Consider the following 16,552-nt stretch of genomic DNA (forward strand, 5'->3'; position numbering starts at 1 on the left):
GTGTCAGTCAAGCGTTTATTTCGCTCTGACCGACGGTGACTTTCATCACCTCAACACCGCATTCCGTAAGCCATTGTGCCGTGTCGATGGAGGCGCATTATAGGGAGTCGTTCAGAGAGCGCAAGCGCCTTTTTTAAAGTTTTGTGTCGTTCGTCTGATTAATGCGCAAAACGGGCGTTTTAGCGCTTTTTAATCGCATCAGGCAGCTCGGCGATACTATTTAGCACCCAATCCGCGGCCGCCTCCCCTTCCGCCGTGACGGGTTTGCCGCTGCGCACCAGCACGTTTGTGCCTACGCCCGCCGCTTTGCCTGCCAGCACGTCTTCTGTTTTGTCACCCACCATATAAGAAGCTGCCATATCGATATCGAGATGCTTCTGCGCTGAGAGCAGCATGCCAGGGTGCGGCTTGCGGCAGTCGCACTCCTGACGATAGGCTTCCACTGGCGCGTCCGGCAGATGCGGACAGAAATAGATGCCGTCGAGATCGACATCGCGGTCCGCCAGCGACCAGTCCATCCATTCAGTCAGCTGCATGAACTGGTCTTCGCTGAACATGCCGCGGGCGATGCCGGACTGATTAGTGATCAGCACCAGCGCGAATCCCATCTTCTTCAGTTCCTGCAACGCCTCGATGGCGCCGTCGATAAACTGGAAGTTGTCGATTTCATGAACATAGCCGTGATCCACGTTCAAGGTGCCATCACGATCGAGAAATACAGCCGGGACTTTATTCGCCACTGAGAAACTCCTGCTACTGAAGATGCTACTAAAATTGCCGCCTAGTATTGCATGATTGCAATAAAAGAGAGAATGGCAGATAAGATGACTTTGATTGATTTAGACGTCTGGATGCCTTACCATCCGTTCAGCTTTCGCACCGGAGTTCAGCGCGAAAGGTTCCACACCACGGACAACGCAAGACGATAATAAATAACCTAATGATTAAACTCGAAAATATTACCAAAGTGTTCCAGCAAGGCTCACGCACCATTCAGGCGCTCTCAGATGTTAGCCTGCATGTGCCTGCAGGACAGATTTATGGCGTTATCGGCTCGTCCGGCGCCGGTAAAAGCACCCTTATCCGCTGCGTTAACCTGCTGGAACGCCCGACGTCAGGCCGCGTACTGGTTGACGGCCAGGAGTTAACCGCCCTGAGCGAACGTCAGCTGACTCAGGCGCGCCGTCAAATCGGCATGATCTTCCAGCACTTTAATTTAATGAACTCGCGTACCGTTTTCGGCAACGTGGCGCTGCCGCTTGAGCTGGGCAGCCTGTCGCGCGAAGCGATTAAACAGCGCGTAACGGAACTGCTGGAGCTGGTCGGCCTGGCCGATAAGCGTGACGCCTGGCCTGCCAACCTCTCCGGCGGGCAGAAACAGCGCGTCGCCATCGCCCGCGCGCTGGCCAGCAATCCCAAAGTGCTGCTGTGCGACGAAGCCACCAGCGCGCTCGATCCCGCCACTACCCGCTCTATCCTCGAGCTGCTGAAAGATATCAACCGGCGCCTCGGCCTGACCATCCTGCTGATTACGCACGAGATGGACGTGGTGAAGCGCATCTGCGATCAGGTCGCGGTCATCAGCCAGGGCGAGCTGATTGAAAAAGACAGCGTCAGCGAAGTCTTCTCTCACCCGAAAACGCCGCTGGCGCAGCAGTTTATCCAGTCGACGCTGCATCTCGATATCCCGGAAGATTATCAGCAGCGCATGGTGTCGCAGCCTGCTGCCGAGCGCGTGCCGCTGCTGCGTCTTGAGTTCACCGGCAAATCGGTCGACGCGCCGCTGCTCTCCGAAGCCGCGCGCCGCTTCAACGTCAATAACAACATTATCAGCGCGCAGATGGATTACGCTGGCGGCGTGAAGTTCGGCATTATGCTGGCCGAAATGGACGGCGCTGAGAGCGACGCCAACGCCGCTATCGCGTGGCTGCAGGAAAATCATGTGAAAGTAGAGGTACTGGGTTATGTCTGAGGCGATGATGGCTTTACTGGCGCGCGGCGTCTGGGAAACGCTGATGATGACCTTTGTCTCCGGCTTCTTTGGTTTTGTGCTGGGTCTGCCGGTCGGCGTGCTGCTCTACGTCACCCGTCCGGGACAGATTCGGGAAAACCGGACGCTCTATCGCATCCTCTCCGCGCTGGTGAATATTTTCCGTTCTATTCCCTTTATCATTCTGCTGGTCTGGATGATTCCCTTTACTCGCGCCATCGTCGGCACCTCTATCGGCCTGCAGGCGGCTATCGTGCCGCTGACCGTCGGCGCCGCGCCTTTTATCGCACGTATGGTCGAGAATGCGCTGCTTGAGCTGCCGACCGGACTGATCGAAGCGTCGCGCGCCATGGGCGCCACGCCGCTGCAAATCGTTCGCAAGGTGCTGCTGCCGGAAGCGCTGCCGGGCCTGGTGAACGCCGCGACCATCACGCTGATTACGCTGGTCGGCTACTCCGCCATGGGCGGCGCCGTCGGCGCGGGCGGGCTGGGGCAGATTGGCTATCAGTACGGCTATATCGGCTATAACGCGACGGTGATGAATACGGTGCTCGTGTTACTGGTCGTTCTGGTGTATTTAATTCAGTTTTGTGGCGACCGCATTGTGCGTGCCGTGTCCCATAAATAAGTCAGCAATATCATTACGTCTCCATTAAGGAAGAGATATGACTTCTACATTTAAAAAGATTGCCGCTGTGGGTGCACTGATTGGCGCGATTGCGCTGGCAGGATGCGATCAGAAAGCCAAAGATCCGAACCACATCAAAGTGGGCGTGATTGTCGGCGCAGAGCAGCAGGTCGCCGAAGCGGCGCAGAAAGTCGCTAAGGATAAATATGGCCTCGACGTCGAGCTGGTGACCTTTAACGACTACGTGCTGCCGAACGAAGCGCTGAGCAAAGGCGATATCGACGTCAACGCCTTCCAGCACAAACCTTATCTGGATCAGCAGATCAAAGATCGCGGCTACAAGCTGGTGCCGGTCGGCAACTCTTTCGTTTATCCGATCGCTGGCTACTCGAAAAAAATCAAATCGCTGGACGAGCTGCAGAACGGCGCGCAGGTCGCTATCCCTAACGATCCGACCAACCTCGGCCGTTCTCTGCTGCTACTGCAGAAAGTGGGCCTGATCAAGCTGAAGGATGGCGTCGGCCTGCTGCCGACCTCGCTGGATATCGTCGAGAACCCGAAAAACCTGAAAATCGTCGAGCTGGAAGCGCCGCAGCTGCCGCGTTCGCTGGATGACCAGCAGATCGCGCTGGCGGTGATCAACACCACCTACGCCAGCCAGATCGGCCTGACGCCGGCCAAAGACGGCATTTTCGTTGAAGATAAAGATTCGCCGTACGTGAACCTGCTCGTCAGCCGCGAAGATAACAAAGACGCTGAAAACGTGAAAAAATTCGTTCAGGCTTATCAGTCCGACGAAGTCGCGGAAGCCGCGAACAAGATCTTTAACGGCGGCGCAGTGAAAGGCTGGTAATCCCTTTCCTGTCACTTCTGACCAGGGCGGCGCTTAGCCGCCCTTTCTTTTGCGCCGCATCCGGCGCGACTTGTTATTTCGCCTGGTCCTTGTTTCAATAACGCCACTTTTTACAACCTTGAGGATGTTGCCATGCGTTTATTACCGCTCTGCTTGTTAGCATTGATGCTGACCGGGTGCGTTCACGAATACCACCCGATAAGCAGCGCACCCGCTCATTCGCAGCCATCCCGCGAGCCCGCGCGCAAGCCGGCGCCGCGTCCCGCGCCGGTCAAAGTCTATACCGACGCCGCCGATCTGGTCAGCAAACCGTTCCGCGATCTGGGCGAAGTCGCTGGCGATGACTGCCAGAGCAGCCGCCAGGATTCGCCGCCGAATATCGCCACCGCACGCAAGCGTCTGCAGATTAAAGCCTCTTACCTGAAAGCCAATGCCGTTCTGCTGCATAAGTGTGAAATCGTCAGCAGCACGCCAGGCTGCTATCGTCAGGCGATCTGTCAGGGCTCCGCGCTGAAAGTGAATCAATGAGCGCTTTCGCCTTCGAGCAGATCGGCGTGATCCGTTCGCCGTGGAAAGAGAAATTCGCCGTTCCGCGCCAGCCTGGCCTGGTGCAGGATGGTCACGGCGAGCTGCATCTGATGGCGCCCTATAACCAGCCGGAGGCGGTACGCGGCCTGGAGAGTTTCAGCCATCTCTGGGTGCTGTTCGTGTTTCATCAGACTATGGCAGGCGGCTGGCGGCCCACGGTGCGCCCGCCGCGCCTGGGCGGCAATGCCCGCATGGGCGTGTTCGCGACGCGCTCGACCTTTCGCCCGAACCCTGTCGGCATGTCGCTGGTTGAGCTGAAGGCGATACGCTGCGAGAAGAATCAGGTGATCCTGCAGCTCGGCAGCCTGGATCTGGTGGACGGTACACCGGTCGTGGATATCAAGCCTTACCTCCCCTTCGCCGAGGCGCTGCCGCAGGCGCGGGCCGGTTTCGCGCAGGAAGCGCCCGCGGCCGATATGCCGGTGCGCTTCTCGCCGCAGGCGGAACAGCAGCTGGCGCAGCAGCAGCGCTATCCCTATCTGGCGCGTTTTATCCGCGACGTGCTGGCGCAAGATCCGCGTCCCGCCTACCGCAAAGGCGAAGCGCAGTCGCGCGAATATGCCGTCTGGCTGCTCGATTTCAATGTGCGCTGGCGCGTCGATGAAACCGGCACTGAGGTGACCAGCATCGACCCGCGCGAAAACGCGCTTTTGAGCCCGTGATCTCGCTGGTACACTAGCCGCCAACAAAACTTTTGTCAGTGACTCTCCGTTCAACTGGAACCTTAATCAATGCGTACTACTCAATATTTGCTCTCCACCCTTAAGGAGACGCCCTCCGACGCGGAAGTGATCAGCCACCAGCTGATGCTGCGCGCCGGGATGATCCGCAAACTGGCTTCAGGTCTCTACACCTGGCTGCCGACCGGTTTACGCGTGCTGAAAAAAGTCGAAAACATCGTGCGCGAAGAGATGAACAACGCGGGCGCGATTGAGATCTCTATGCCGGTGGTTCAGCCTGCCGATTTGTGGCAGGAGAGCGGTCGCTGGGAACAGTACGGCCCGGAACTGCTGCGCGTGGCCGATCGCCACGAGCGCCCGTTCGTGCTCGGTCCGACGCATGAAGAAGTCATTACCGATTTGATCCGCAACGAGCTCAGCTCCTATAAGCAGCTACCGCTGAACCTCTATCAGATCCAGACCAAATTCCGCGATGAAGTGCGCCCGCGCTTTGGCGTGATGCGCTCGCGCGAGTTCATCATGAAAGACGCCTACTCCTTCCATACTTCGCAGGAGTCGCTGCAGGAAACCTACGACGCGATGTACCGCGCCTACAGCAACAGCTTTAGCCGTATGGGCCTCGACTTCCGCGCGGTTCAGGCCGATACCGGTTCTATCGGCGGCAGCGCGTCGCACGAATTCCAGGTACTGGCGCAGAGCGGTGAAGATGATGTGATCTTCTCAACCGATTCGGACTACGCCGCCAATATCGAAATGGCGGAAGCGGTAGCGCCGGCTGGCGATCGCCCGCAGCCGACTCAGGCGCTGGCGCAGATCGACACGCCGAACGCGAAAACCATCGCCGAGCTGGTCGAGCAGTTCCAGCTGCCGATTGAGAAAACCGTGAAGACGCTGATGGTAAAAGCCAGCGAAGAGAGCGGCCATACGCTGGTTGCGCTGCTGGTGCGCGGCGATCACGAGCTGAACGAAATTAAAGCGGAGAAGCTCGACATCGTCGCCTCGCCGCTGACGTTCGCCACTGAAGAAGAGATCCGCGCCGCAGTGGGCGCAGGTCCAGGTTCGCTTGGCCCGGTGGGTCTGGCGATGCCGATTATCGCCGATCGCAGCGTCGATAAGATGAGCGACTTCAGCGCCGGCGCCAACGTCGACGGCAAACACTATGTCGGGATTAACTGGGAACGCGATCTGCCGCAGGCGATCGTGGCCGATATCCGCAACGTGGTGGAAGGCGATCCGAGCCCGGACGGCAAAGGCACGCTGCAGATCAAACGCGGCATCGAAGTCGGCCATATTTTCCAGCTCGGCACCAAATACTCGGAAGCGATGAAAGCGGCGGTTCAGGGCGAAGATGGCCGTAATCAGGTGTTGACCATGGGCTGCTACGGTATCGGCATCACGCGCGTCGTCGCGGCGGCGATCGAGCAGAACCACGACGAGCGCGGCATTATCTGGCCTGCGGCGCTGGCACCGTTCGACGTTGCGATTCTGCCGATGAATATGCACAAATCTTTCCGCGTGAAAGAGCTGGCGGAAGAGCTCTACCACACCCTGCGCGCCAAAGGCGTCGAGGTGATCCTCGACGACCGTAAAGAGCGTCCGGGCGTGATGTTCGCCGATATGGAGCTGATTGGCGTGCCGCACACCATCGTCATCGGCGACCGCAATCTCGACAACGAAGAGATTGAGTACAAAGCGCGTCGCGCCGGCGAGAAAGAGATGATCAAGCAGAGCGAAATCGTCGACTTCCTGCTGAAAGCGCTTAACAAGTAAGATCCTTCCCGCCCCCGTTTTCGGGGGCGTTTTTTTTACAATACTTTTCCCCGCATCGATTTGGTCGAACTGCGCCGCGCTTTCCCTTCCAGCCGCCGCTCTTTCGACGCGCGCGTCGGCCGCGTAGCGCGCCGCGCCTTCTCTACCCGCGTCAGCTCCTGAATCAAATTGACCAGCCTCTGTACCGCCGCCTCGCGGTTCATCTCCTGGCTGCGATACTCCTGCGCCTTGATAATCACCATGCCTTCCGGCGTAATCAGATGGTGTTTCGCCGCCAGCATGCGCTGTTTGTAAAACGGCGGCAGCGAGGATGCGGCGATATCGAAACGCAGATGAATAGCGGTGCTGGTTTTATTTACATGCTGCCCGCCCGCCCCCTGGGCGCGAATGGCGCTTAGCTCGACTTCGCCGTCGGGCAGCTCGACCGTACGTGAAACTTTAATCATCTGTCACCTGAGACAACGTCGCCTCGTTTAACCTGTTCATCAACTTAACCTTTTGTGCTTGCTGTTTATGGCGCGTAGCCAGCGGATTCTGTCACTTTAGCCTCTTTCGACGCTACGATCCTGCTTTGCTCTGGCTGAAATCCTGGAAATGCCTGTGATATAGTTCCTCAGGCAACCAGAGTATTCTTGCTCTGCTGAGGAGGTGAAAGTGCAAAAATATTGTGAATTAGTTCGCCAGAAGTATGCCGAGATCGGCAGCGGCGAACTGGGATATGTGCCCGATGCGATCGGATGCGTTTTAAAGGCACTCGATGATATTGCCGCAAATTCTGCGCTAAACTCTTCTGTCAGGGAACAGGCAGCCTATGCCGCTGCAAACTTACTGGTGAGCGACTATGTTGACGAATGAAGCCTATAGACCCATCAACTGCGATGATTACGACAACCTGGAACTCGCCTGCACGAAACGCTGGACGCTTGAGCTGACCCTGAAAAACGGGGAAGCGCTGAAGGCGAAAGCGACGGATATGGTTTCACGTAAAAACGTCGAATACCTTTCTATCGATCTCTCCGGCGAAACGCGCGAGTTGCGCCTCGATCATATCGCCAGCTTCAGCCATCCTGAGCTGGGCACCGTTGTCGTCAGCGAAGAATAACGACAGCGCCTCGGGCGGGATATTCCCGCCCCCTTCCCTAAGGTTTCAGCGACCCATAGTAAGCCGACAGATCCGCCATATCCTCATCGCTTAATCCAGCCACAAACGCTTTCATGACTTCCGCCTGCCCGCCGCTGCGCTCGCCCTTTTTATAGGCCTGCAGCGCATGGTTAAGGTAAGCGGCGTTCTGTCCCGCAAGGTTGGGATAGAGCGGCATGCTGCTTTTTCCCTGCGCGCCATGGCAGGCGGCGCAGGCGGCCGCCTTCTGCGCCCCCGCGTTGACGTCGCCGTCGGCCAGCGCCGGCAGCGCCGTCGCCAGCAGCAAAGCGGCCAGTACTCTCTTCATGATTGCTCTCCAGCACTCTCGTTATTTTGCCAGATCGCCTGCCAGCCGCTGTCGTCGACGGCGGCGCCTTCCCGGGTGACAAACAGGCCGGGCGCGCAGACAAGCGTCTGATTGTAGTAGATCAGCGGAATACGTCCGCGCTGCCACGGCGGGATCGCCAGCTCCTGCCACAGCTTTTTGATTTCGCGGCCGCCGGCGCGGCCCGCCAGATGAAAATAGCCCTGCGCATGAAAACGTACGCTCACCTCTTCGTCCGCCTCGGGTTGACGCAGCGCCGAGAGCGCGCGGTGGGCATGCAGCACGCCGAGCCGCTGCGGCAGCACCAGCGGCGCGCGGCGGTCGGGCCAGGGCAGCAGCCGATCCTTTAGCGACGCGCAGCGCGGCACCCAGTAGAGCCGATCGCGATAGCGGCGCGCCTCCGCCTCGCCAAAGCGTAAACGCGGCTGCGCGTCTTCGCGGCTCAGCATCACCTCCTGACGCAGACGCGTGAGCGCGGCGCGCGACACCATCGGCGCGCCCTGGCAGGCGATCCAGCGGCGCAGCAGCGCGTTCGCGCGCGTCTCGCTCATCTGTAAAAGCGGCGGGAAATGCAGGCTGCCGTCTGGATGCATCAGACCGGCCAGCTGCTCCGCCAGCAGTTCGTCCAGCAGCTGCTCCTGCTCGCCGCACAGCGCCGCGCTGCGCGCGCACGCGGCGGCGAAGTGCGGCCAGCGCGCCTGCAGCGTCGGCAGCAGATGCTGGCGCAGGAAATTGCGATCGTAGCGCGCGTCCTGATTGCTTTCATCTTCGATCCAGCGCAGCTGATGCTGCCGCGCGTAGGCTTCAAGCTGCTGGCGCGACTGCCCGAGCAGCGGACGCAGCAGCACGTGACCGTGGCGCTGATGCCGCACCGGCATCGCCGCCAGCCCGGCCGGTCCGCTGCCGCGCTTCAGCGCCAGCAGCAGCGTCTCGCACTGGTCGTCGAGATGCTGTGCGGTCAACAGCCACTCATCAGGCTGCATCGCCGTCGTCAGCGCCTGATAGCGCGCCGTGCGCGCTGCGCCCTCAACGCCCTGCTCGCGCGCGTCGACCTGCACGCGCAGCACCTCGCAGCGTAGCTGCCAGGCTTCGCAGATAGCCACGCAGTGAGCCGCCCAGCTGTCGGCGTTGGGGCTTAATCCGTGGTGGACATGCAGGGCGCGCAGGCGCGCTTGCGGATGCGTCTGTTGCCAGCTAACCAGCTGATGCAGCAGCACGGTGGAATCAAGACCGCCGCTAAACGCCACCGCCAGCGCGGCATCGTCAGGCAACAGCGAAGCGAGATGAGACAAAGGCATGACGCGTTCCAGAATCAGGGCCGCCGGATGCGGCCCCTGCGCGCGCTATTTTACGCCTGATAGAGCTCCAGCGGCAAACCATCCGGATCGGCAAAGAAGGTGCACTGCTTGCCGGTCAGATCGTCGATGCGGATCGGCTCGCACACCACGCCTTTTTCCGCCAGCGTCGCGACCGCCGCGCCGACGTCCGGCACGGTAAAGGCCAGATGACGCAGGCCGCAGGCTTCGGGATGACTGACGCGCGCCGGCGGCGAAGGAAAGGAGAAAAGCTCGATGGTGTACTGGCCGTTTAGCGCCAGATCGCCTTTCCACGAATCGCGCGCTTCGCGGTAAACCTCGCCCATCAGGCTGAAGCCGAGCACATCACAATAAAAGGCCTTACTGCGCGCATAATCGGTGGCGATGATGGCGATATGGTGAACAGAAGATAACTGCAACATGAAAAGACTCCCTGACTGTTTTGTCTATCCTGAGACGTGCGGCGGCGGCTTGCAATGCGCAATTGTCTGAAGCCGCTGCCTTTTTCCGTTATTTCAGCACCCGAACGCGATAATCGCCCTCTTCCGTCAGCGTCGCGCCGTGAATATCGGTCTCAAAGCCGGGATAGTGGCGTCCGATAGTGCAAAGCATCAGCAGGAAGTCGAGCACCGCGCGGCTCTCTTCGGTGATCATTTCCCCTGGCATCACCAGCGGCACGCCTGGCGGATAGGGCAGGATCATATTGGCAGAAACGCGTCCCACCAGCTGCTTCAGATCCACCGTCTCTACTCTGCCCTGCACCTGCTGCTGGAACGCCTGATGAGGCGTCATCTTCATTTCAGGCAGCACGTCGAACGCCTTGAGCATCAGGCGCGGCAGATCGTGCTGGCGGATCAGCTGGTGGATCCCCTGCGCCAGCGTCTGGATGCGCATATTGCGGTAGAAGTCGGGATCTTCGGCGTAGAGATCCGGCAGCATATTTTTCACCCGCAGGTTGAGATCGTAGGCGCGCTTGAACTCGGTCAGACCGCGCAGCACGCTCATCGCCCGGGTCTTGTCGATGCCGATGCTGAACAGAAACAGCAGGTTATAAGGCCCGGTTTTCTCTACCACAATGCCGCGCTCGTCGAGGAATTTCGCCACCAGCGCCGCCGGAATCCCCTCTTCCGCCATCTCGCCCAGCTCGCTCATGCCGGGCGTCAGAATGGTGACCTTAATGGGATCGAGATACATATGGTCAGCGTCCGCCTGGGTAAAGCCGTGCCACCCCTCTTCGCCCGGCTGGATCGGCCAGCACGCCGCTTCGTCGACATGCTCCGGCTGCCAGATATCGAAGAACCAGCTGTCGGACTCCTCGCGCAGGCGCTGGATCTCCCGGCGAAAGTGCAGCGCGCGCTCGACCGAGCGATTGATCAGCCGCTTGCCGGGATTGCCGCGCAGCATCGCCGCCGCCGTTTCAATCGACGACACAATCGCATAGTTGGGCGATGTGGTGGTGTGCATCATGTAAGCTTCGTTGAAGGTGTGCTCGTCGTAATCGCCTTTAATATGGATCAGCGACGCCTGCGAGAAGGCCGCCAGCAGCTTGTGGGTCGACTGAGTTTCATAGATCACTTTGCCAGGCGTACGCTCGCCGCTCATGCCGCTTTTGCCGGCATAGATAGGATGGAAGTTGGTATAGGGCACCCATGCGGAATCGAAATGGATCGACGGCACCTCCAGCGTCTCCTTGATGTACTGCGTGTTATAAAGTAGGCCATCGTAGGTGGAGTTGGTGATCACGGCGTGCACCGGCCAGCTGGCGCGGGCGGTATTCGCCACCTTCTCCTCAATGCTGGCGCGGGTGAACTCCCGCTTAGGGATGCCGCCGAGAATGCCCAGCGCATTGCGCGTCGGCTTGAGCCAGATTGGCACAATATCGCTCATCATCAGCAGATGCGTCAGCGACTTATGGCAGTTGCGGTCAATCAATACCGTGCTGCCGGTCGGCGCCGCATACATGCCGACGATTTTATTCGAGGTCGAGGTGCCGTTGGTCACCATGTAGCTCTGCTCGGCGCCGAAAGTTCTGGCGACGTACTCCTCGGCCTCGAGGTGCGGGCCGGTATGATCGAGCAGCGAACCAAGTTCGGTCACGGAGATAGAGATATCCGCCTTCAGCGTATTGGCGCCAAAGAAGTCGTAAAAGAGGCTGCCGACCGGGCTTTTTTGAAAAGCGGTGCCGCCCATATGACCGGGCGTACAGAAGGTGTACTTTCCCTCTTTCACGTAGGTGAACAGCGCTTTGGTCAGCGGCGGAGTAATGTGGTCGATATAGTCGTCGGTGTACTGGCGGATATGCAGCGCGATATCGTCCGCGGCGCTCAGCGCATATTCAAAGAAGTGCAGCGCCATACGCATCTCGTTGATGCTGACATCCATCTGGGAGTGGGTGTTGATAAAGGCGTAGAGCGGCAGGTGTTCATTGAGCTGATTGATATCGGCGCAGAGCGCCGGACTGTTGTGCGTGTCCCAGTCAAAGATCACGCCGCAGATACGCGGGTTGTGCTCTATCAGCTTCAACAGGTCGTCGATGTTCGTCGGATAAATCAGCTGAAAGCCCTGCTGCGTCAGCGCGGTATTCAGTTCACGCAGCGGCTCGTCTTTGTAGAACATGCCGTGTGAACCCATGATCGCCAGAATATTCAATGCGCACCTCCCTTTTAATGTGGCAGGGCTAATCATAGCGAAGGATAGCGGTCGGGTGCTGTCGGAATGCTCTACTCTGTTGCCGATCGGCAAATCAGAGGCATAAAAAAAGCGGACCGGAGTCCGCTTTTTCACCGCTGTACGCCCTTAAGCGTAGCCGTAGCTCATCAGACGCTGATAGCGACGATCGAGCAGCTCTTCGGTGCTCAGGGTGTCGAGATCGGCCAGATCCGCCAGCAGCTGGTTTTTCAGCGACAGCGCCATATCCACCGGCTGACGATGCGCGCCGCCCAGCGGTTCCGGGATGATCGAGTCGATCAGCTTCAGCTCTTTCAGACGGTTGGCCGTGATGCCCATCGCCTCTGCCGCCAGCGGGGCTTTATCCGCGCTTTTCCACAGAATCGAGGCGCAGCCTTCCGGCGAGATAACCGAATAGGTGCTGTACTGCAGCATATTCACTTTGTCGCCCACGCCGATGGCCAGCGCGCCGCCTGAGCCGCCTTCGCCGATCACGGTGCAGATAACCGGAATTTTCAGACCAGACATTTCGCGCAGGTTGCGAGCGATCGCTTCCGACTGACCGCGCTCTTCCGCGCCCACGCCCGGATAGGCGCCCGGCGTGTCGATAAAGGTGATCAGCGGCATTTTAAAGCGCTCGGCCATCTCCATCAGACGCAGCGCTTTGCGATAGCCTTCCGGCGCCGGCATACCGAAGTTGCGGCGGATTTTCTCTTTGGTTTCGCGACCTTTTTGATGACCAATGATCATTACCGGGCGGCCGTCGAGACGGGCGATACCGCCGACAATCGCTTTGTCGTCGGCATAGGCGCGATCGCCTGCCAGCTCGTCAAAGTCGTCAAAAGCGTTGCGAACGTAGTCAAGCGTGTAAGGGCGCAGCGGATGGCGCGCCAGCTGCGCGACCTGCCATGCGCCCAAATCGGCGAAGATTTTACGGGTCAGCTCAACGCTTTTTTCGCGCAGGCGCTGCACCTCTTCGTCCAGATTAATGTGTTTATCATCCTGACGACCAATCGACGTAAGCGAATCAATTTTCGCTTCAAGTTCCGCGATCGGCTGTTCAAAATCCAGGTAATTAAGACTCATAATGTTCCTGTTTTAGTCAAACTCCAGTTCAACCTGCTCCGACCCTATCAACGAACGCAGTTCGTTGAGCAGGCGATCGCTGGGCGAAATACGCCACGCTGCACCAAAGCGTAGCTTCGCTCGCGCGTCGGCTCTCTGATAGTAGAGATTCACCGGTATCGTCCCCGAGCGATGGGGTTCGAGAGACTGGCGGAGCCGGTTTAATAGCTGGTCATCAATTTGCCTGTCCGTCAGCGAGATAGCAAGTCCGCGCGCGTATTTTTCGCGCGCTTCGTCAATGTCCATGACTTCACGAGCGGTCATTTTAAGGCCGCCGCTGAAGTCATCAAAGCTGACCTGTCCGCTGACGATCAGGATACGGTCTTTCTCCAGCAACTGCTGGTATTTATCTAACGCATCGGTAAATAACATCACCTCAAGACGACCGGAACGATCGTCCAGAGTACAGATACCAATTCGATTGCCGCGCTTGGTCACCATCACGCGGGCCGCCACCACCAGACCGGCGGCGACGGTAATTTTACCACGCTCGGTAGGATGCATGTCCTTGAGGCGCATGCCGCCTACATAACGTTCAATCTCTTTCAGATACTGATTGATCGGATGGCCGGTGAGATAGAGGCCGAGCGTTTCCCGCTCGCCGTCGAGCTGCACCTGTTCCGGCCAGGGCGCCACGCTGGCGTAGGATTTCTCTACCTGCTCCGGCTCTTCCGCCAGTACGCCGAACATGTCGGCCTGGCCGATCGCCTCCGCTTTGGCGTGCTGATCCGCCGCCTTCAGCGCGTCGCCAAGCGAACTCATCAGCGCTGCGCGGTGCGGACCGAGACGATCGAAGGCGCCGGACATGATCAGCTTCTCCATCACGCGGCGGTTGATCTTTTTGGTGTCGGTGCGCGCGCAGAGATCGAACAGCTCGCGGAAATAGCCATCCTGGTTACGCGCCTCGAGGATCGCCTCGATCGGGCCTTCGCCGACGCCTTTGATCGCGCCGATGCCGTAGACGATCTCGCCGTCGTCATTGACGTGGAACTGATAGAGACCGGAGTTGATATCGGGCGGCAGCACCTTCAGGCCCATGCGCCAGCACTCGTCCACCAGGCCGACCACCTTCTCGGTGTTGTCCATATCGGCGGTCATCACCGCCGCCATAAACTCGGCCGGATAGTGCGCCTTCAGCCACAGCGTCTGGTAGGAAACCAGCGCATAGGCGGCGGAGTGCGATTTGTTAAAGCCGTAGCCGGCGAATTTCTCCACCAGGTCGAAGATCTTCATCGACAGCTCGCCGTCGATACCCATGCGCTCCGCGCCCTCTTTAAACACCGAGCGCTGCTTGGCCATCTCTTCCGGTTTCTTTTTACCCATCGCGCGGCGCAGCATATCCGCGCCGCCCAGGGTATAGCCGGAAAGCACCTGAGCGATCTGCATCACCTGTTCCTGATAGAGGATAATGCCGTAGGTGGGTTCGAGCACCGGCTTCAGGCTTTCATGCTGCCACTGAATATCGGGATAGGAGATCGCCTCGCGCCCGTGCTTACGGTCGATAAAGTTATCGACCATGCCCGACTGCAGCGGACCGGGACGGAACAGCGCTACCAGCGCGATCATATCTTCAAAGCAGTCCGGCTTCAGACGTTTAATCAGATCTTTCATGCCGCGCGATTCAAGCTGGAACACCGCCGTGGTTTCCGCGCGCTGCAGCATGTCGAAGCTTTTTTTATCCTCCAGCGGGATAGCGGCGATATCGATCGGCGGCAGGCCCTGCTTCTCCCGGCGCGGGTTGATCATCTTCAGCGCCCAGTCGATGATGGTGAGCGTGCGCAGGCCGAGGAAGTCGAACTTCACCAGGCCGGCGTACTCGACGTCATTCTTATCGAACTGCGTGACTGGATGGTTGCCGTTTTCGTCGCAGTAGAGCGGCGCGAAGTCGGTAATCCGCGTCGGGGCGATGACCACGCCGCCGGCGTGCTTGCCGGCGTTACGCGTGACGCCTTCCAGCTTGCGCGCCATATCGATCAGCGCTTTGACCTCTTCGTCCGCGTCGTACATTTCCGGCAGCTGCGGCTCGACGGCGAAGGCTTTTTCCAGCGTCATGCCGGGATCCGGCGGGATCAGCTTGGAGATGCGATCGACGAAGCCGTACGGATGACCCAGCACGCGGCCGACGTCGCGGATAACCGCTTTCGCCGCCATGGTGCCGAAGGTGATGATCTGCGATACCGCTTCGCGCCCGTACATCTCGGCGACGTGATCGATCACCTGGTCGCGCTTCTCCATACAGAAGTCGACGTCGAAGTCAGGCATCGAGACGCGTTCCGGGTTAAGGAATCGTTCGAACAGCAGGTCGAACTCCAGCGGATCGAGGTCGGTGATCTTCAGCGCGTAGGCGACCAGCGAACCGGCGCCGGAGCCGCGTCCCGGACCGACCGGAATGCCGTTATCTTTCGACCACTGGATAAACTCCATCACGATCAGGAAGTAGCCAGGGAAGCCCATCTGGTTGATAACGTTGAGCTCGATCTCCAGACGCTCGTCATATTCTGGCCGCTTCTCCGCGCGCACGGCCGGATCGGGAAAGAGAAACTCAAGGCGCTCTTCCAGCCCTTCCCGCGACTTCATCACCAGAAAATCTTCGGTGGACATATCGCCTGTCGGGAACTGCGGCAGGAAGTACTCGCCGAGGCGTACCGTGACGTTGCAGCGCTTAGCAATCTCTACGCTGTTTTCCAGCGCTTCCGGGATGTCCGAGAACAGCTCGCACATCTCCTCTTCGCTGCGCATATATTGCTGAGGGCTGTAGTTGCGCGGGCGTTTGGGATCGTCCAGCGTATAACCGTCGTGGATTGCCACGCGGATTTCATGGGCGTCGAAGTCCTCTTCGTTCAGGAAGCAGACTTCATTGGTGGCGACCACCGGCACGCCTTCGGCGATGGCGAGCTCAACCGCGGCGTGCAGATAGCTCTCCTCGTCGGCGCGTCCGGTGCGCGTCAGTTCAAGGTAGTAGCGATCGGGAAAGTGGGTCTGATAGAAGTCGAGGCACTGCGCCACCAGGGCGCTGTTGCCGCGCAGCAGGCTGCGGCCTACGTCGCCGCAGCGTCCGCCGGAGAGCAGGATCAATCCTTCACCCAGCTCCGGCAGCCAGTCGCGATCGATAACCGGACCGGCGATGCCGTAGCCGCGCTGGTAGGCGCGCGAAATGAGCAGCGTCAGATTCTGATAGCCGGTATTGTTGGCGGCCAGCGCCGTCAGCTGGGTCAGCTCGTCGCCCATTAGTTCGCAGGCGACCTTAAAGTCCGCGCCGATAATCGGTTTGATCCCCGCGCCGTGCGCGCTGCCGTAGAAACGCACCAGCCCGCACAGGTTCATGAAGTCCGTGATAGCGAGGGCCGGCATGCCGAGCGCAGCCGCCTTTTTGACCAGCGGCCCGGTTTTCGCCAGGCCATCGACCATAGAGTAGTCACTGTGGACACGCAGATGTATAAAACGGGGTTCAGCCATATCGGTTTCCGGT

16 protein-coding genes are annotated in these 16,552 nt (G+C 59.2%); 8 read left to right on the top strand and 8 right to left on the bottom strand.

Annotation, left to right across the window (positions count from 1 at the left end; translation table 11 throughout):
* Positions 1-179: 179 nt before the first annotated feature.
* Positions 180-740 carry a D-glycero-beta-D-manno-heptose 1,7-bisphosphate 7-phosphatase gene (gene gmhB / locus B3229_RS15565; RefSeq protein ID WP_286872212.1) on the bottom strand — a complete coding sequence of 187 codons (561 nt, stop codon included), beginning with the start codon at positions 738-740 and terminating at the stop codon, positions 180-182.
* Between the two features lie 200 nt (positions 741-940).
* Here gmhB and metN point away from each other — a divergent pair, with 200 nt between their 5' ends.
* From metN to proS, 6 genes are all read left to right on the top strand, one after another.
* On the top strand, positions 941-1,972 hold the full coding sequence (gene metN, locus B3229_RS15570) for a methionine ABC transporter ATP-binding protein MetN (protein ID WP_277269732.1): 1,032 nt from the start codon (positions 941-943) through the stop codon (positions 1,970-1,972).
* A complete protein-coding gene (locus tag B3229_RS15575; RefSeq protein ID WP_033749615.1) occupies positions 1,965-2,618 on the top strand; it encodes a methionine ABC transporter permease MetI in 654 nt (217 codons plus the stop codon). The genes metN and B3229_RS15575 overlap by 8 nt, the downstream gene beginning before the upstream one ends.
* A gap of 37 nt (positions 2,619-2,655) precedes the next feature.
* On the top strand, positions 2,656-3,471 hold the full coding sequence (locus tag B3229_RS15580; RefSeq protein WP_033749614.1) for a MetQ/NlpA family lipoprotein: 816 nt from the start codon (positions 2,656-2,658) through the stop codon (positions 3,469-3,471).
* Positions 3,472-3,603: 132 nt separating this feature from the next.
* Positions 3,604-3,999: an Rcs stress response system protein RcsF gene (gene rcsF / locus B3229_RS15585; protein WP_033749612.1), complete on the top strand. Its 396-nt coding sequence runs from the start codon at positions 3,604-3,606 to the stop codon at positions 3,997-3,999.
* Positions 3,996-4,721 (top strand): tRNA (N6-threonylcarbamoyladenosine(37)-N6)-methyltransferase TrmO, encoded by a 726-nt coding sequence (gene tsaA / locus B3229_RS15590; RefSeq protein WP_286872214.1) that lies wholly within the window; start codon positions 3,996-3,998, stop codon positions 4,719-4,721. The genes rcsF and tsaA overlap by 4 nt, the downstream gene beginning before the upstream one ends.
* 69 nt (positions 4,722-4,790) lie before the next feature.
* Complete coding sequence (proS, locus tag B3229_RS15595) at positions 4,791-6,509, top strand: proline--tRNA ligase (protein WP_286872216.1); 1,719 nt, start codon at positions 4,791-4,793, stop codon at positions 6,507-6,509.
* Between the two features lie 35 nt (positions 6,510-6,544).
* On the opposite strand, the gene arfB is transcribed toward proS, so the two are convergent.
* Complete coding sequence (gene arfB, locus B3229_RS15600) at positions 6,545-6,955, bottom strand: alternative ribosome rescue aminoacyl-tRNA hydrolase ArfB (RefSeq protein ID WP_048781330.1); 411 nt, start codon at positions 6,953-6,955, stop codon at positions 6,545-6,547.
* A 208-nt stretch (positions 6,956-7,163) separates the two neighbouring features.
* Between arfB and B3229_RS15605 the strand changes: the two genes are divergently transcribed.
* Both B3229_RS15605 and rof read left to right on the top strand, forming a co-directional pair.
* Complete coding sequence (locus B3229_RS15605) at positions 7,164-7,364, top strand: YaeP family protein (RefSeq protein ID WP_033749608.1); 201 nt, start codon at positions 7,164-7,166, stop codon at positions 7,362-7,364.
* The gene (rof, locus tag B3229_RS15610; protein WP_033749607.1) at positions 7,351-7,611 is read left to right on the top strand and encodes a Rho-binding antiterminator; all 261 of its coding nucleotides are present in this window, start codon (positions 7,351-7,353) and stop codon (positions 7,609-7,611) included. Before B3229_RS15605 ends, rof begins: the two co-directional genes overlap by 14 nt.
* Before the next feature lie 37 nt (positions 7,612-7,648).
* Here the strand turns inward: rof and B3229_RS15615 are convergent, their stop codons facing one another.
* The 6 genes from B3229_RS15615 to dnaE all read right to left on the bottom strand — a co-directional run bounded on the left by B3229_RS15615 (position 7,649) and on the right by dnaE (position 16,539).
* The gene (locus B3229_RS15615; RefSeq protein WP_048781331.1) at positions 7,649-7,957 is read right to left on the bottom strand and encodes a c-type cytochrome; all 309 of its coding nucleotides are present in this window, start codon (positions 7,955-7,957) and stop codon (positions 7,649-7,651) included.
* A complete protein-coding gene (tilS, locus tag B3229_RS15620) occupies positions 7,954-9,273 on the bottom strand; it encodes a tRNA lysidine(34) synthetase TilS (protein WP_286872222.1) in 1,320 nt (439 codons plus the stop codon). Before tilS ends, B3229_RS15615 begins: the two co-directional genes overlap by 4 nt.
* A 50-nt stretch (positions 9,274-9,323) precedes the next feature.
* Positions 9,324-9,713, bottom strand: coding sequence for a VOC family protein (locus B3229_RS15625; RefSeq protein ID WP_033749603.1), 390 nt, complete (start codon positions 9,711-9,713; stop codon positions 9,324-9,326).
* A gap of 88 nt (positions 9,714-9,801) precedes the next feature.
* Positions 9,802-11,940 (bottom strand): lysine decarboxylase LdcC, encoded by a 2,139-nt coding sequence (locus tag B3229_RS15630; protein ID WP_286872224.1) that lies wholly within the window; start codon positions 11,938-11,940, stop codon positions 9,802-9,804.
* A gap of 147 nt (positions 11,941-12,087) precedes the next feature.
* A complete protein-coding gene (gene accA, locus B3229_RS15635; protein WP_033749600.1) occupies positions 12,088-13,044 on the bottom strand; it encodes an acetyl-CoA carboxylase carboxyl transferase subunit alpha in 957 nt (318 codons plus the stop codon).
* 12 nt (positions 13,045-13,056) lie between these two features.
* Positions 13,057-16,539 carry a DNA polymerase III subunit alpha gene (gene dnaE / locus B3229_RS15640; RefSeq protein WP_286872228.1) on the bottom strand — a complete coding sequence of 1,161 codons (3,483 nt, stop codon included), beginning with the start codon at positions 16,537-16,539 and terminating at the stop codon, positions 13,057-13,059.
* Between the last annotated feature and the right edge of the window lie 13 nt (positions 16,540-16,552).

The sequence above is a fragment of the Pantoea sp. UBA5035 genome, assembly GCF_002415245.1.
GTDB lineage: Bacteria > Pseudomonadota > Gammaproteobacteria > Enterobacterales > Enterobacteriaceae > Pantoea > Pantoea septica.

What these genes read in the sequence shown, in the direction of transcription:
- metN (WP_277269732.1), top strand. Translation starts at nt 941, where the DNA reads ATGATTAAACTCGAAAATATTACCAAAGTGTTCCAGCAAGGCTCACGC.
- B3229_RS15575 (WP_033749615.1), top strand. Translation starts at nt 1,965, where the DNA reads ATGTCTGAGGCGATGATGGCTTTACTGGCGCGCGGCGTCTGGGAAACG.
- B3229_RS15580 (WP_033749614.1), top strand. Translation starts at nt 2,656, where the DNA reads ATGACTTCTACATTTAAAAAGATTGCCGCTGTGGGTGCACTGATTGGC.
- rcsF (WP_033749612.1), top strand. Translation starts at nt 3,604, where the DNA reads ATGCGTTTATTACCGCTCTGCTTGTTAGCATTGATGCTGACCGGGTGC.
- tsaA (WP_286872214.1), top strand. Translation starts at nt 3,996, where the DNA reads ATGAGCGCTTTCGCCTTCGAGCAGATCGGCGTGATCCGTTCGCCGTGG.
- proS (WP_286872216.1), top strand. Translation starts at nt 4,791, where the DNA reads ATGCGTACTACTCAATATTTGCTCTCCACCCTTAAGGAGACGCCCTCC.
- arfB (WP_048781330.1), bottom strand. Translation starts at nt 6,955, where the DNA reads ATGATTAAAGTTTCACGTACGGTCGAGCTGCCCGACGGCGAAGTCGAG.
- rof (WP_033749607.1), top strand. Translation starts at nt 7,351, where the DNA reads ATGTTGACGAATGAAGCCTATAGACCCATCAACTGCGATGATTACGAC.
- B3229_RS15615 (WP_048781331.1), bottom strand. Translation starts at nt 7,957, where the DNA reads ATGAAGAGAGTACTGGCCGCTTTGCTGCTGGCGACGGCGCTGCCGGCG.
- tilS (WP_286872222.1), bottom strand. Translation starts at nt 9,273, where the DNA reads ATGCCTTTGTCTCATCTCGCTTCGCTGTTGCCTGACGATGCCGCGCTG.
- B3229_RS15625 (WP_033749603.1), bottom strand. Translation starts at nt 9,713, where the DNA reads ATGTTGCAGTTATCTTCTGTTCACCATATCGCCATCATCGCCACCGAT.
- accA (WP_033749600.1), bottom strand. Translation starts at nt 13,044, where the DNA reads ATGAGTCTTAATTACCTGGATTTTGAACAGCCGATCGCGGAACTTGAA.
- dnaE (WP_286872228.1), bottom strand. Translation starts at nt 16,539, where the DNA reads ATGGCTGAACCCCGTTTTATACATCTGCGTGTCCACAGTGACTACTCT.